This window comes from Henriciella sp. AS95 (genome assembly GCF_038900055.1).
Lineage (GTDB): Bacteria > Pseudomonadota > Alphaproteobacteria > Caulobacterales > Hyphomonadaceae > Henriciella.
This window is the reverse complement of sequence record NZ_JBBMQM010000001.1, coordinates 529,473-544,222: the sequence shown is the minus strand read 5'-3', so window position 1 is coordinate 544,222 and position 14,750 is coordinate 529,473. Positions and strand designations below refer to the sequence as shown.

Sequence of the window (14,750 nt, the reverse complement as noted above, 5' to 3'; positions counted from 1 at the left end):
TTGATCGGCTGTTAAAGCTTGCCCGCTAGAGATGGGCAATGCGCCTTTTCTATGCCGGTCTGATACTCCTCGTCCTTATGGGCGTGGTCCTTGCGCTGGCTTTCCTGTTCCAGCCTGATCGGATGAGTTTGTGGGAACCGCTCGAAGGCCCGGAACAACCGAGCCTGATCGAAGAGCTGCCAATCGCGCAGCTTTCTGACTATGGCACTGGTGATGAAAACCGGCTCGCCGTCCTCGTTACAAGTGACTCATCAAACTGGCTCGGTCTCGCCCATGGCCTGAAGACAATCGGCGTGCCTTTCATCATGACGACGGACGTTCAACGCGCCCTCAGCCATGATGTCGTCCTCGTCTATCCCGTCATTTCCGGCCGCGAAGTGGACACTGACACACTGCGCGCGCTGGCAAGGTTTCCGCAGAATGGCGGCACCCTGATCGCGACCAATGTGCTCGGCGGCGGCCTCGCGCCAGTCTTCGGCTTCGACAGCGTGACCGAATCGCGCGCCCACACCCACCTCGTCTTTGATGGCGCATACGACATCACCGCCGATTTCGAAGCCCTGGGCCAGTCGAGGATCAAGATTGGCAGTGCGACCAAGCTTGCGACCAATCCCGGCACAAATGCCTATCTCTCACCGCTCCAGCCGCCGGTGGCCGTTTACGAGGATGGCTCAGCCGCAATCGTCCGCCGCGACTATGAGAACGGGACAGCCTATGCCCTCGGTATCGACCTCGGCCAGCTCTTGCTGAAGGGCTACAATTTCAAGGAAGACGATATTTCCGAGGCCTATGCCAACCAGTACCAGCCGACGCTCGATACGCTACTGCGTCTTGTGGCGGCCATCTATCGCGAGGGCGAAGCCGATGCCATCACGCTCGGCACCGTGCCAGATGGCAAGACATTGTCGGTGATGATGACGCACGATGTCGACTACCGGAAGTCCGTCCGTAACGCGATCAAATATGCCGAGATGGAAAAGCAGAACGACATCCGCTCGACCTATTTCATCCAGACCAAATACATGAAGGATTTCAATGACGAGACCTTCCTGGACGAAGACGGCACAGAGCAGGTCAGAAAGCTCGACGCGCTGGGCGTTGAGATCGCCAGCCACAGCGTGTCCCATTCTCTGCAGTTCAACACATTTGGTCTCGGCTCCGGCAAGGAAGCCATACCGGCCTACCGCCCCTTCGTCCGCAATTCCAACGATACCAGCGATGCCAGCATTCTGGGCGAGCTGCGCGTCAGCAAATTCATCCTCGAATCGCTAACAGGCAAGCCGGTAAAATCCTTCCGGCCCGGCTATCTGAGGATCCCGCCGCAGCTGCCTGAAGCGCTTTCCTGGTCAGGCTATTCCTACAGTTCGTCCGTCACGGCCAACAAGTCACTGACGCATTTCCCGTTCAGGCTCATGGCTGGACGCGGCTTTGAAACCAATGTCGACGTCTTCGAATTTCCGATCACGATCGAGGACGAGATGCCGCCCCTGATGGGCGAACGTCTCGATGATGCCATCGCAATCGCTGACCGGCTGGCCGCTTATGGGGCGACGATGGTCGTCCTTAGCCATCCGGACATACTCGACCACAAATTCGACTTCGCGGAAGGCTTCATCGCCCATGTGAAGCCCTTCGCATGGATGGGCACGGTCTCGGACTTCGGAGACTGGTGGGCCGCACGGGACGCCGTCGGCGTTGATGTCATATCGTCAGACACTGGTAAATCCATCGAGCTGCGCTGCGCATCACCCATCGAGGGGCTGACACTGCACGTGCCTGACGCCTATGCGATCCCGGAGCGCATCGAAGGCGGCACCGTCATTGAGGCCCGAAAAGGCGCCTGGCTGGTCGACTGCGCCGGCCCGCTCATGCGAATGGACGTTGCCGGCTGAAGCCTTCGCCGCTCGGCAGAGAATAGACCAGCAGTGCACAGGGCTTTCCGAACCCTTCGCCGAACATGTACATCATGTGTGTCTAAAACGCCTGCCGCAGATACGGTTGGAGGATGCGAGGGGAGATGTCATGCAGATCAGAGACAGGCTGAAGGCGATTGCATTCGGTGCGGCGCTAGCGATTTCAGCCTGCTCGCCCGGCTCCGGCTCGGATGCTGACAAGCCGCGTCTGATCCTTGTCGGCGACTCGACGGCGTCTGATTACACCGCCATCGCGGCCCCTCAAGCCGGGTGGGGACAGGCCTTGCGCTACTTCCTCACAGATGCCGCGCAATTCGAGAACCGCGCCGTTAGTGGCCGAAGCCTGCGCACATTCATCGCCGAAGGCCGCTGGGACGACATTCTGGAAGGCCTCCAGCCGACAGACATCGTGCTCATCAGCATGGGGCACAATGATGCGCGCGACGACACGCCCTCACGCTATGCTGATCCGAGAACAGACTTTCCGGACCTTCTTCGCCAGTATGTGCAGGATGTGCGGGACCACGAGGCCACGGCCGTGATCGTCTCGCCTGTCCCGCGCCGTCTGTGGGAGGGCAACGCCATGGTCGAAACCCATGGGCTATATCTGGAGGCCTACCGCACCGTCGCCGCGCAAATGGACGTGCCATTCGTCAACCTGTCGGAACTCGGCCTCGCCTATTTAGAGACAATCGGCGCGGAGGAGACAAAGAAGGATTTTCTCTGGCTCACGCCGCAGGACAGGAACCGGCAATACCCCAGCGGCATCGAGGACAATACCCACCTTTCGAGGCTCGGCGCATGCGGCATGGCCTATGTGCTGGCCGGCGCACTGGCGCAGTCTGATAAGCTGGCACCATACATAGACGACGAAAAGCCCGACCAAACCGGCAAGGCTCGTTCACGGCCCGCAGCGGTCAACGCCTGTGCATCATTCCTGGACGAGACGATCTAGCGCCGCACCAGTTTCCAGATTTCGCCGGCTTCCAGCGCAAGCTGTTGCGCCTCGTCCTCAGCATCGATCAAGCGAAGCACCTCAATCGTGTCCTGAAGATCAGCGCCTGAAAGCTGTTGTGGCTGGCCGCGCGTTTCACCCAGAAGGGAGAACAAGGCTTCCCCCGGAGCATCATTGCGCGCAGCCGCCTCGATTGCGACCATCTTGCCGGACGCAATACGCCGCGACTGCAGATCGGCGTCGGCCAGCACCATACGCGCGCGGACCGGCATCGGCATGTCGAACCCAGACCAGAGCGACATCAGCCGCAGGGCCTGTTCCTGCTGGCCCGGTTCGATACCCGTCTCCAACAGCGTGTCAGCGACAGCCCGCGCCGCTTCTGCCGACCGCTCGGCGCCGCCAATGTCGGCATAGCCGCGCAAGAGCGCCGCATCGAACGCATCGACATTGGAGATCTCGTCTTCATCAAGCCCGTCGAGCCAGCGCACAGCCCCTGCCTGATCGCCCACCGACAACAACGCGGCGGCAAACGGAATCGCAGCAAAGCGCGTATCCTCATTAATGGCGAGCTGGCCAAGGTCAGCCTGCAACAGGCGCGCAACGGCAAGCAGCTCATCCTGACGGCCGCCCGCCTGGCGCAACGCTTCGGACACGGCAAGCGCCTGCTCCTCGGCCAATGAAATCTCATCAACCGTTTCGGCCTCCAGCGCGTCTGGCGATACGTCTTCAGGCTGAACGGGCTCGATCCAGTCCTCGTTCATGGCGCGCAGGTCACGTGGACCACCCGTCGATTGCGCCAGGGCGACGACCTCAGGCTCAGGCACGGCTTCCGGTTCGCGCGCGAGGACAACAAAGGCAGCCTCGATCGCGGTTTCAGGCTCAAATCCCTCTGTTTCGATCAGGTCAGCATACAGCCTGCGATGTGCTTTGGGGTTCAGGGCGCCGGCAGCCGCCGCTTTGCTTGCCGCCATCAGGCGCAGGGTCAGGTCTATATCCTCATCGCCAGCGATCTCGGCGGCGATCTCCGGCGTCATGCTGTCAATCGTGTCTTCGGTGATGGGCAGCCCGGCAAGCTGCGAGAGCGCAATCTCAAGCCCTGACCCGTAACGGGCATCAGGCAAATCTTCAGACTCGGCGAGCACGGCAATCGCTGTCTCAGAGAACCAGGGCTCAACCCCTTCCTGCTGGGCAGCGATTTCGATGGATAGCTCTGCGGCCGCATAATCTTCATCGCTCAGTGTGCAGATCGCGCGGAGCTGCGCCCAGAACGCCCCTTCCGCAGCCGGGTCCATCTGGCGGCAGACAACGTCGAGGTCGCCATTGGCAAGACGCCGGTCGGACAGGATAGCATCACCATCAAACCCCTCCGGGGGCTCATCGAACTGCCGCGCAAGCTTGCTGGCCGCGCCGTCCTCACCGAGCGCCACCAGCAGGTCCAGGCGCTTGGCCAGAACCGCAGCGGCATCATCTCCGCGCAGACCATTGGCAGGGCTTCGTAAAGCCCGGCTGAGAACATCCCGCTCGGGAACTGTCAGCTGGTCGACGTCGATCGCATTCAGAAGCTCCAGCAGGTAGTCGCCATCCGAGCCTGACCAGACCTGGTCACCAAGGCTTTGTTCGCCGCGCTCGAGCAGGCTGACGCCCCAGCTGTCGACGTCATCGAGCCCCGCTGATTCGATCTGCGCATTTGCGGGGAGCACAGCAAGGACCAGCGCAGCGGCATAACCCGCGCACCGTCCTTTAGAAAACATTGTCGATCTCCATGCGAACTTCGCCCTGGTCAGGCTTCGACGCCTCGACTTCGGTGCCCAGCCACCACAAGGCTGCAAGGACGCCCAAAATCAGGACAACAAACAGGATTAGCCACTTGCGCAAAACGGAACCTCTTTCCCCGGCCGAGTTCCACCGGAATCATTGCTCGTATCCACCGAGACTGTATAGGACAGTCATAGCGAAACCGAAAAGCCCATGACCGCAAAGAGCAACTACACAGCAGACGCAGGCAGAATTGAGGCGGCGCTGTCCGACCGCACAATCGCCCTCGTTGGCCTGATGGGCGCTGGAAAATCGACAGTCGGCAAGCGGCTGGCCGATGCGCTGGGCCGAAAGTTCTTTGACAGCGACCATGAGATCGAAAAGGCCGCCGGGCTATCGATTGCCGACATTTTCACGCTTCATGGTGAGGCTGAATTCCGCCGCGGTGAGCGCCGGGTACTCGAACGCCTGCTCGGCGATTCGCCTCATGTGCTGGCCACAGGCGGCGGGGCCTATCTTGACCCTGACACGCGAAACCTGCTGCGCGAGAAAGCCGTAACCATCTGGCTCAATGCCGACCTGGAGACCCTTTGGCGCCGCGTTTCCCGCCGCAGCCACCGCCCGCTGCTCAAGGCCGACAACCCGAAAGGCGTGCTCAGCCGGTTGCTCGACGAACGCCGCCCCATCTATGAGAAGGCTGACCTGATTGTGACAAGCCAGGAAGGCCCGCACAGGGCGACCGTCGATTCCATCCTGAAGGCACTCGAAGAATGGTCCGATGCCCGCCATGACTGATACAATGACACCCCCGACATCCGTTCGCGTCGATCTTGATGATCGCAGTTACGATATCCTGATCGGTAATGACCTGCTTGCCACAGCAGGCACGCACATCGCTCCGCTGGTCAAACAGAAACGTGCTTTCGTTCTGACTGATGGCACGGTTGGCGGTCTCTATGCGGGCGCCCTGGAGGACAGCCTCCGCAGCGCCGGGCTCACAATGCACCTGAAAGCCGTGTCTGATGGCGAGGGCTCGAAATCCTGGGAGACGCTTGGCGGCGTTCTGGACTGGCTTCTTTCCGAAGGCGCCGGACGCGATGATGTTCTGATCGCCCTCGGCGGCGGCATTGTCGGTGACCTGACGGGCCTTGCGGCGTCGCTGATGAAGCGCGGCATGAAATTCGTCCAGATCCCAACCACATTGCTGGCCCAGGTCGACAGCTCCGTCGGCGGCAAGACAGCGGTCAATGCGAGCCAGGGCAAGAACCTCATCGGCGCCTTCTACCAGCCGCAGCTGGTTCTGGCCGACACGTCCGTTCTCTCAACCCTGCCGGAGCGCGAGCGCCTCGCCGGCTATGCCGAGATCGTGAAATACGCCCTCATTGATGACCCGGCCTTCTTCGACTGGCTGGAAACCAATGGGACGCGCGTCGTCGCGCTGCAACTCGAAGCGCTCGCGCATGCCGTTGCGGTCTCATGCGCCTCGAAGGCCCGCATCGTCTCTCAGGATGAGCGCGAATCGGGCGTTCGCGCGCTGCTCAATCTCGGTCACACCTTCGGGCACGCTCTGGAAGCGGCTAATGGCTTCAAGTCCACCCTGCTGCACGGCGAAGCGGTCGCAACCGGCATGGCGCTCGCGCTTCGATATTCGGTGCGTCTTGGCCTCATGACCGGGCAGGACAGCATCCGCGCCAGCAAGCTGCTTGATTCGGCGGGCCTTGTGACACACTTAAACAGCCTTCCAGGAGGGCCTTATCCAGCTGATACGCTTGTTGAAGCGATGAAGCAGGACAAGAAGGTACGCGCCGGCCGCGTTCCCCTCATCCTGGCACGCGGGCTGGGCCGCGCCTTTATCCAGCCGGACGCTGACCTTTCAGACGTCCGCGAATTTCTAGACGAGGAGCTTCAGCAGGGCTGAGCCATGATTATAGGAACCGCTGTCGCCATCCTGATCCTACTCGGGATGTCGGCCTTTTTTTCAGGGTCAGAAACAGCCCTCACCGCAGCTTCCAGAACCCGGATGCACCAGTTGGAGCGCGACGGAAACAAGCGCGCCGCCACCGTCAATGGCCTGATCGCCGACCGCGAACGATTGATCGGCGCCATCCTGCTCGGCAACAATCTGGTCAATATTCTCGCCTCAGCGCTTGCAACGACCCTGTTTGCCTCGCTTCTGCCCGGCGCGGTGGGCGTTGCTGTCGCCACAGCGGTAATGACGGTGCTCGTTCTCGTCTTTGCTGAGGTGTTGCCGAAGACCTATGCCATCACCCGGGCCGACTCGATGGCCATGTCGGTTGGAAAGCCAATCAGCTGGCTGGTGAAAGCCGCCTCATGGATTGTCCTCATCATTCAGGCCATCGTAAACACAACGCTGCGCCTGGTCGGCGCCGGCGCGCCGGATGCGAGCTTCACCGCCGAAGAGGAAATCCGCGGGGCCATCGACTTTCACCACTCTGAAGGCGGTGTAGACGAAGCCGACAGGCATCGCCTCGTCGGCGCGCTGGATCTCAAGGACATGACCGTCGAAGAGGTGATGATCCACCGCAAGAACATCACCATGCTCGATGCGTCTGCCCCGTCGGCTGAAATCATCAAGCAGGCGCTGAACAGCCCGCACACCCGTCTGCCGCTCTATAATGCCGAAGACGATGAGATCACCGGCATCCTGCACGTGAAGGACCTGCTGCGCGCCGTCGTTCACCAGAAGGGCGACCTCGACGATATCGACATGACTGAGCTGCTGCGTGAGCCCTGGTTCGTGCCCGAGACGACCCCGCTTCAGGACCAGCTCGACCTCTTCCTGACAGAGCGCAATCACTTCGCCCTCGTCGTCGATGAGTATGGTGAGCTGCAGGGCCTCCTGACCCTGGAAGACATTCTCGAGGAAATCGTTGGTGACATTCGCGATGAGCATGATGTGCCCGTCCAGGGTGTCCGCCCGCAGTCTGATGGCTCTGTCATCGTTGAAGGCTGGGTCACGATCCGTGATCTCAACCGCGCGACCGGCTGGCAGCTGCCCGATGATGAGGCCGTGACCGTGGCCGGGCTCGTGATTCACGAGGCCCAGACCATTCCTGAACCCGGTCAGCGCTTCTCCTTTCACGGCAGTCGCTTCGACATCATCCGCAAGACGCGCAACCAGATCACAGGCCTTCGTGTCGCGCCAATCCCGGAAGAACCCGAAGTCGAATAATCGAGCCTCGGCAACCTATCGCCTCCGACCTGCCTTGATTGTGTCCAGATTTTAATCCTGACTGCGTCCAGATCAGGAGAAGGGGACGTATCATGCGATTCACAAAGACTGCCGCGCTCGCCATGGCGAGTGTGCTCGTTCTGGCCAGCTGCGCGACGGAGCATTCAGGGGAAGACACTGATGCGCTCGTCGTTACCGGGTCACGAAGTGATGATGGCGGCAGTGACGGTTACAGCCCGCCTCCTCCTCCGCCGCCTCCCCCGCCTCCTGCACCCCCGCCACCTCCACCGCCCGCTTCAGGGGTTGTGAGCGCGGAACCGGCCCCGGCTGAAGCACCGGTCGGCAGCCCTACGGACACGATCGAGAAAAGCGTCAAAGAGCCCAAACCGCTTCCGCAGTCGGGCATGCTCACGGCGGGGGACTATGACGACGTGCTCAATCCCGGCCTCTATGAGGCCTATCTGAAACAGAAGAAGTCGCTGATTAACCGCAAGCAGCTTCCCTATGTGGACGCGGCCGACCGGGTCGAACTGAAACTGACCGACCGCCTTGGCAAGCCGGTGCCCTTTGCCAAGATCCTCGTCCAGAACGGTCAGGATAAGACGATGTTTCCGCTGCGCACCGGCGCCGACGGCATGGCCTATCTCTATCCGCGATTTGATGCGCTGGGCGACGGCGTCGTCATCAAGGCCTCTGCGCCCGGTAGCAAAGGCATCAAGAAGACCATCGATCTCACCGATGGTGGGCCAGACGCCCCTGTCGAGATGAGCTTTTCGTCGGATGCGTCCAAGGTCACCAAGCTCGACCTGTTGCTGACGGTCGATGCTACCGGCTCAATGTCGGACGAAATGCGCTATTTGCAAAGCGAGCTGATCGCCATTCTGGACCGCGTGCGTGACAGCCAGGGCAGCCTCGACATCCATGCCGGCCTCATCGTCTATCGCGACACGGGCGACGCCTATGTCGTGCGCGATTTTGACCTCACTGGCGATCTCGACGCCTTCGTCGAGTATCTGAAAGCGCAGAGCGCGGGCGGTGGCGGCGACTTCCCAGAAGCCATGCAGGACGCGATGAAGGCCGGGCTGGACTTCGCCTGGCGCGACGACGCCGTAAAGGTCAACATGCTTGTCGCCGATGCGCCGCCGCACGATCAGGACATCCAGTCGACCTGGGAAAGCGCGCTGCTGTCCCGCACCAAGGGCATTCATGTTGTTCCGCTCGCCGCGAGCGGTGTCGATGACACAGCCGAGTTCCTGATGCGCGCCATGAGCCAGATCACAGGCGGTCGTTATCTCTTCCTCACCGATGATAGCGGCGTCGGCAACGCGCATGCCGAGCCGACTGTAGACTGCTATGTCGTCACTCGCCTCGACAGCCTCGTCGAACGCGTCCTGATCGACCTTATTTCCGGCCAGCGGGTCGAGCCGGATGGCGATGAGGTCATCCGCGTGGTCGGCGATTACAAGGCCGGGATTTGCAAAGTGGAAGAGGCTGAAAGCTAGCGACTACTGCGCGACCCAGCCGCCATCCATCTGCATCAGGGCGCCATTGATCTGGTCGCCGGCCGGACTGGTCAGGAAGACCGCCATGGCGCCCACCTGTTCGACGGTGACGAACTCCTTGGTCGGCTGGGCCGCCAGAATGACGTCATTCACAACCTGCTCCTCCGTCATGCCGCGCGCCTTGGCGGTGTCGCCAATCTGCGCATCGACCAGAGGCGTGTGGACATAGCCCGGACAGATCGCGTTGCAGCGAACCCCATGCTGTGCGCCTTCCAGCGCGACCACTTTGGTGAGGCCAGCAATGCCGTGCTTGGCCGCGACATAGGCTGACTTGTAAGGCGAGGCGACGAGGGCATGAGCGCTGGCCGTATTCACGATCCGGCCCCAGCCTTTTTCTTTCATCGGCTTCATGCACATGCGCGTCGTGTGGAAAGCGGCGCTCAGATTAAGCGCGATGATCAGATCCCACTTGGCGACCGGAAAATCCTCGATTGGCTCGACATGCTGGACGCCGGCATTGTTGACCAGAATATCCACGCCGCCAAAGTCGCGCGTCGCGTATCCGATGAGGCCCTCAATGGCCTCTGGATCGGTGAGGTTCGCGCCGGAAAATCCAAACTTTCCATCATACTTGCTTTCGAACTCCTCGACGAGTTTGTCGTCCTCGCCCGGCTTTACGAGGCCATTGAGCACGACATTCGCGCCCTCTGCGGCAAACGCCTCAGCAATCGCCTTGCCGATTCCACTCGATGAGCCTGTGACGAGCGCCGTTTTTCCGCGATGCAGCATGTTTTCTCCATTGTCCTTGAGTGAGAGCTGTAGCTTGTTTAGGACAAGTCTATCCAAGACAACAGGCCGGTAAATTCATGGGTTCCGTATTACAGTCATTCCAGGAAGGTTTTCCGACATTCCTGCTCTGGACCGGGGCCGCTGGCCTCATGCTTATCCTCGCCGTTTCCGTCTATGTCCTTTTAACTCCATGGAAGGAACTGGCGCTGGTCAAAGGCGGCAACGGAACCGCAGGTCTGGCGCTTGCTGGCGCCATCGTGGGGCTCGCTATCCCGCTCGCGTCCTGCCTGGCGTCCAGCGTTTCTCTGCTCGATCTGATGCTATGGGGCATTGTTTCCCTCATTTTGCAGCTTCTTGCCTATCGACTGACGGACCTGATGCTGCGAGACTTGCCCAAGCGTATTCAGGATGATGAGGCCGGGGCTGCCATCGTGCTGATCGGAACCAAGCTCGCAAGTGCCATGCTACTGGCTGCGGGCCTCTGGGACCCTGCGCTTCAACGGTTCTAAGGAGGAGAAGCCCCTTTGCGTTTCGTTCCTGACTGGCTGATCTACACGCTCGCCCTTCTCGCGATTGTTGGCGGTGTCTTTTCCAATGTGCCAGACCAGGATGCGCCGCCGGCGACGCCGGACTCGGTTGAACGCGAAGGCGCCACCCTGCCGCCGCCATCAGCCTTCGACGAAACCGTCCTCGTCCGCGTGGACAGCCCGCGTGACGGCATCGGCACCGCATTTTCCATCAACACGGACGGCCAATGGCTGACCGCCCGTCATGTCGTGGACGGGTGCGAGGATGTTTCGCTGCTCGTCGCCCCAAACCGCTATTTGCGCGTCGAGAAAGTCTCCGTTTCGCCCTCCACTGACCTAGCGCTGCTGACTGCTCATCCGAGCCTGTCGCCGGTCGCGCTCGATACCTCGCCAAACCTTCGCATCGGCTCCTACGGCTTTCACGTTGGCTACCCGCAAGGGCGGCCCGGCGAAGCGGCAAGCCGGCTCATTTCGCGCTCCAAGCTCGTCACAAGCGGCCTCCGCAAAGGCGAAGAGCCGGTTCTGACCTGGGCAGAGACCGGACGCACATCCGATCTCACCGGGTCACTGGGCGGCCTTTCCGGTGGCCCAGTCTACGATTCCGATGGCCGGGTCCGCGGCGTCATCGTTGCCGAAAGCCCGCGCCGCGGCCGGATCTACAGCGCGTCGCCAGAAGCCATTGCCGCCTTCCTCTCCGAGCAGGGGATAGAACCGCTCGGCGACCGGCCTGCGCCCTTCGCCCCTGAGACCTATGGCGGCTCTGCCGACCGGGCGCGTCAGAGTCTGCAAGTGGTCAAAGTCGCCTGCCGCGTTGGTGACGACTCTTGAGAGCGTTTGCCGACCGGCTCATCGAAGCGACCGAAGAGCATGGTCCGCTCTGTGTCGGCATTGATCCGCACGCCGGGCGTATTCCGGCGCTCTTCGGCGGCGATACGGCAGAAGGTATCGAACGGTGGGGAGAGGCCCTCGTCGAGGTCGCTGCCGGAAAGACCGGTGTCGTCAAACCGCAAATCGCCTTTTTCGAGCGTCATGGCTGGGCCGGCCTGCGGGCGCTTGAGCGTATCGTTGCCGGTGCCCGCGACGCAGGCCTCCTGGTGCTGATGGATGCAAAGCGCGGCGATATCGGCTCGACCGCCGAAGGCTACACCGCCGCTTTCCTGAAAGAACCATCACCCTTCACCTGCGACGCGCTGACCGTGAACCCGTATATGGGTCTCGACACAATCGAGCCGCACGTGAAAGCCGCAGAACAGTGCGGCAAGGGCGTCGTCGTGCTCGCTCGCACCTCAAACCCCGGATCGGCGGACTTCCAGTCCCGCGACATGGAAGGCGCACCGCTTTTTGAGCGCGTGGTCGAGGCTCTCTCGCCGATGATCGAGCGGCTGAAAGGGGAGAGTGGCTGGTCCGGCCTGATGCTGGTCACCGGCGCGACCGGCCCGGACGAAGCCAGACGCCTGCGTGAGCTCGCCCCGGATGCGCTCTTCCTGGTGCCAGGCTATGGCGCGCAGGGCGCTGGCGCAAAACAGGCTCTTGCCGGCTTCGTCCCACGCGGAAACCGCCTTGTTGGCGGCATCGTGAATGCGTCCCGCTCGCTCAATTTCCCGGACGGCGCTGACAAGGCCGGCTCCATCGCCGAATGGAAAGAGATTGTCGGCGCTGCGATAGACGACGCCCGCGCTGATCTCATGGCCGCCGCAGGCCTCTAGCCAGTTTCCCTCGGGTCTGCCTCGACAAGCATTCCAAAAAAGCTAGCATACCGCTTATCAGGGTAGACCCGCGCAAAGATGGGGGCCCAGGGAGAGGCAAACTCAGGAGTGATCATGAAATCTGTTCGCTTGATAGCGACCGCCGCTTTGTCAGCGTTGATGCTGGCCGCGTGCGGTAACCCGTCTGATACCGTTGAAGACGTCGAAACCCCACCGGCACCGCCTGTCGATGAGGCCGAAGCGCCAGACACCACCGGCACCGCCGACGTTGACGAAGCGCGCCTTCTGGCAGCGGCAGATACGCCGCAGGAATGGCTGACCTATAATGGCACTTATGACGAGCAGCGCCATTCAGGGCTGACCGGCATCACCAAGGACAATATTTCCGAACTCGCGCCGGCCTGGACTTATGATCTGAAAACCGGGCGCGGCATTGAATCAACGCCAATCGTGGTCGACGGCGTGATGTATGTGACCTCCACCTGGTCCGTCGTCTATGCACTCGACCCGGTCACCGGCGACGCGCTCTGGGTCTATGACCCGGAAGTCGACAAGTCTGTCGGCGTCAACGCCTGCTGCGATGTCGTGAACCGCGGCGTTGCCGTCTATGATGGCAAGGTCTTTGTCGGTGTCATCGACGGACGCCTCGAAGCCATCGATGCCAAGTCCGGCGAGATGGTGTGGAGCAAGGTCACGGTCGACCAGTCCAAGCCCTATACGATCACCGGCGCACCGCGCATCGTCAAAGGCAATGTCCTGATCGGTAATGGCGGCGCAGAACTCGGCGTTCGCGGTTACCTGTCCGCCTATGATACCGAGACCGGCGACCTCTCCTGGCGCTTCTACACCGTCCCGAACCCGAACAAGGAACCGGACGGCGCAGCTTCTGACGCCATCTTCGAAGAGCTTGCCAACGACACCTGGGGCGATGACGGCGCATGGGTCACCGATGGCGGCGGCGGAACCGTCTGGGATTCCATTGTCTACGATACCGAAAATGATCAGGTCATCTTCGGTGTCGGCAACGGGTCGCCATGGAATGCCGACCTGCGCGACCCCAATAGCGATGGCGACAATCTGTTCGTCTCCTCAATCGTCGCGGTCGATGCCGACACGGGCGAGTATAAGTGGCACTATCAGACCACGCCGCGCGACAATTGGGATTATACAGCCACCCAGCACATCATGCTGGCGGACCTGCCGCTTGGCGAGAATGGCGAGACCCGCCGCGTCGCCATGCAGGCCCCGAAGAACGGCTTTTTCTATGTCGTGGACGCCGCAACCGGTGAGCTGATCTCCGGCGAGCCTTATGCCGCCATCAACTGGGCCGAGGGCTTAGATGAAGATGGCCGGCCGATCGAGAATCCTGAGGCGCGCAACAATGACCCGGCGACCTATACCGGGTTTGTCCAGGTTCCCGCGCCCTATGGGGCTCACAACTGGCACCCGATGGCGATGAATCCGGATCTCGGTCTCGTCTATATCCCGGCCATGGAGCTCGGACAGGCCTATGTCGCCGACCCGCGCTTCAAGTCGAAGCCGGCCAAGTGGAACACCGGAATGGATTTCTCTGCCGGTATGCCGCTTCGCTATCCTGAGGGGACGGTGCAGGCCCTTCGTGCGGCGGCCAAGGGCACGCTGGTCGCCTGGGACCCTGTCGCGCAGGAAGCCCGCTGGACTGTGGAGCATGATGCGGCCTGGAATGGCGGCCTGCTGTCGACCGCCAGCGGCATCGTCTTCCAGGGCAAGCTCGACGGATCATTCGTGGCCTACGATGCAGCGACCGGCGACGAACTCTGGTCAGAGCAGCTGCATTCGGGCGCCCTTTCCGGGCCTGGCACGTTCGAGGTCGACGGCGACCAATACGTCACGATCACGACAGGCTGGGGCCATGCCTACGGGCTTGCTGCCGGCTTCCTGTTCAAGGACACCGTGCCGCCTGCCGTTGGCAAGGTCATTACCTTCAAGCTTGGCGGCGAAGGAGAGATCGAACCGCTCGACACAGACCTGATCGTCGCGCCTGAACCCAAAGCCGACCCATTCGGTGATGAAGAGATGCTTCAGGCCGGTCTCATTCACTACTCCCGCAACTGCGCCGTCTGCCACGGTATGCTGGGCATCAGCTCGGGCGTCCTGCCCGACCTGCGCTGGTCGACTTACACTGCCAGCGCCGAGGCCTGGAAGGGCGTTGTGATCGACGGCAATCTTGCCGCCAATGGCATGGTGTCCTTCTCTGACGTCCTGACACCGGAAGATGTCGAAGCCGTCCGCGCTTATGTCGTCACGCAGGCACACATGAATGAAGACACGGCCGCGCCGGCTGAAGATGCTGTCGAGGCCCCCCCCTCCGACGATGCAGAGCCAGAAATGGAAGCGGGCGAAGGCGACTGAGCCAGACCAGATCACGTCT

At 61.6% G+C, this 14,750-nt stretch carries 13 protein-coding genes; 10 read left to right on the top strand and 3 right to left on the bottom strand.

The window, feature by feature from the left end:
- The first annotated feature begins 38 nt into the window (after positions 1–38).
- Together WNY37_RS02835 and WNY37_RS02830 are read left to right on the top strand one after the other, a co-directional pair.
- On the top strand, positions 39–1,892 hold the full coding sequence (locus tag WNY37_RS02835) for a polysaccharide deacetylase family protein (RefSeq protein WP_342971946.1): 1,854 nt from the start codon (positions 39–41) through the stop codon (positions 1,890–1,892).
- Positions 1,893–2,022: 130 nt separating this feature from the next.
- On the top strand, positions 2,023–2,868 hold the full coding sequence (locus WNY37_RS02830) for a rhamnogalacturonan acetylesterase (protein ID WP_342971945.1): 846 nt from the start codon (positions 2,023–2,025) through the stop codon (positions 2,866–2,868).
- Here the strand turns inward: WNY37_RS02830 and WNY37_RS02825 are convergent.
- Together WNY37_RS02825 and WNY37_RS02820 are read right to left on the bottom strand one after the other, a co-directional pair.
- Complete coding sequence (locus WNY37_RS02825; RefSeq protein WP_342971944.1) at positions 2,865–4,619, bottom strand: hypothetical protein; 1,755 nt, start codon at positions 4,617–4,619, stop codon at positions 2,865–2,867. The two genes, WNY37_RS02830 and WNY37_RS02825, sit on opposite strands and share 4 nt — an antisense overlap.
- The gene (locus tag WNY37_RS02820) at positions 4,609–4,743 is read right to left on the bottom strand and encodes a hypothetical protein (RefSeq protein ID WP_342971943.1); all 135 of its coding nucleotides are present in this window, start codon (positions 4,741–4,743) and stop codon (positions 4,609–4,611) included. Before WNY37_RS02820 ends, WNY37_RS02825 begins: the two co-directional genes overlap by 11 nt.
- A 93-nt stretch (positions 4,744–4,836) precedes the next feature.
- Between WNY37_RS02820 and WNY37_RS02815 the strand changes: the two genes are divergently transcribed.
- The 4 genes from WNY37_RS02815 (at position 4,837) to WNY37_RS02800 (ending at position 9,318) form a co-directional block, all read left to right on the top strand.
- Positions 4,837–5,418 (top strand): shikimate kinase, encoded by a 582-nt coding sequence (locus tag WNY37_RS02815; protein WP_342971942.1) that lies wholly within the window; start codon positions 4,837–4,839, stop codon positions 5,416–5,418.
- Positions 5,411–6,541: a 3-dehydroquinate synthase gene (gene aroB, locus WNY37_RS02810; protein ID WP_342971941.1), complete on the top strand. Its 1,131-nt coding sequence runs from the start codon at positions 5,411–5,413 to the stop codon at positions 6,539–6,541. Before WNY37_RS02815 ends, aroB begins: the two co-directional genes overlap by 8 nt.
- Before the next feature lie 3 nt (positions 6,542–6,544).
- Positions 6,545–7,816, top strand: coding sequence for an HlyC/CorC family transporter (locus WNY37_RS02805; protein ID WP_342971940.1), 1,272 nt, complete (start codon positions 6,545–6,547; stop codon positions 7,814–7,816).
- Positions 7,817–7,908: 92 nt separating this feature from the next.
- Positions 7,909–9,318: a VWA domain-containing protein gene (locus WNY37_RS02800; protein ID WP_342971939.1), complete on the top strand. Its 1,410-nt coding sequence runs from the start codon at positions 7,909–7,911 to the stop codon at positions 9,316–9,318.
- 3 nt (positions 9,319–9,321) lie between these two features.
- Here WNY37_RS02800 and WNY37_RS02795 read toward each other — a convergent pair whose 3' ends face one another.
- The gene (locus WNY37_RS02795; RefSeq protein WP_342971938.1) at positions 9,322–10,107 is read right to left on the bottom strand and encodes a 3-hydroxybutyrate dehydrogenase; all 786 of its coding nucleotides are present in this window, start codon (positions 10,105–10,107) and stop codon (positions 9,322–9,324) included.
- Positions 10,108–10,184: 77 nt separating this feature from the next.
- Between WNY37_RS02795 and WNY37_RS02790 the strand changes: the two genes are divergently transcribed.
- From WNY37_RS02790 to WNY37_RS02775, 4 genes are all read left to right on the top strand, one after another.
- Complete coding sequence (locus tag WNY37_RS02790) at positions 10,185–10,616, top strand: DUF350 domain-containing protein (RefSeq protein ID WP_342971937.1); 432 nt, start codon at positions 10,185–10,187, stop codon at positions 10,614–10,616.
- Positions 10,617–10,631: 15 nt separating this feature from the next.
- Positions 10,632–11,462, top strand: a complete 831-nt coding sequence (locus WNY37_RS02785; protein ID WP_342971936.1) for a serine protease — start codon at positions 10,632–10,634, stop codon at positions 11,460–11,462.
- Positions 11,459–12,340 (top strand): orotidine-5'-phosphate decarboxylase, encoded by an 882-nt coding sequence (gene pyrF / locus WNY37_RS02780; RefSeq protein WP_342971935.1) that lies wholly within the window; start codon positions 11,459–11,461, stop codon positions 12,338–12,340. The genes WNY37_RS02785 and pyrF overlap by 4 nt, the downstream gene beginning before the upstream one ends.
- Positions 12,341–12,454: 114 nt before the next feature.
- On the top strand, positions 12,455–14,731 hold the full coding sequence (locus WNY37_RS02775; RefSeq protein ID WP_342971934.1) for a PQQ-dependent dehydrogenase, methanol/ethanol family: 2,277 nt from the start codon (positions 12,455–12,457) through the stop codon (positions 14,729–14,731).
- Positions 14,732–14,750: the final 19 nt, after the last annotated feature.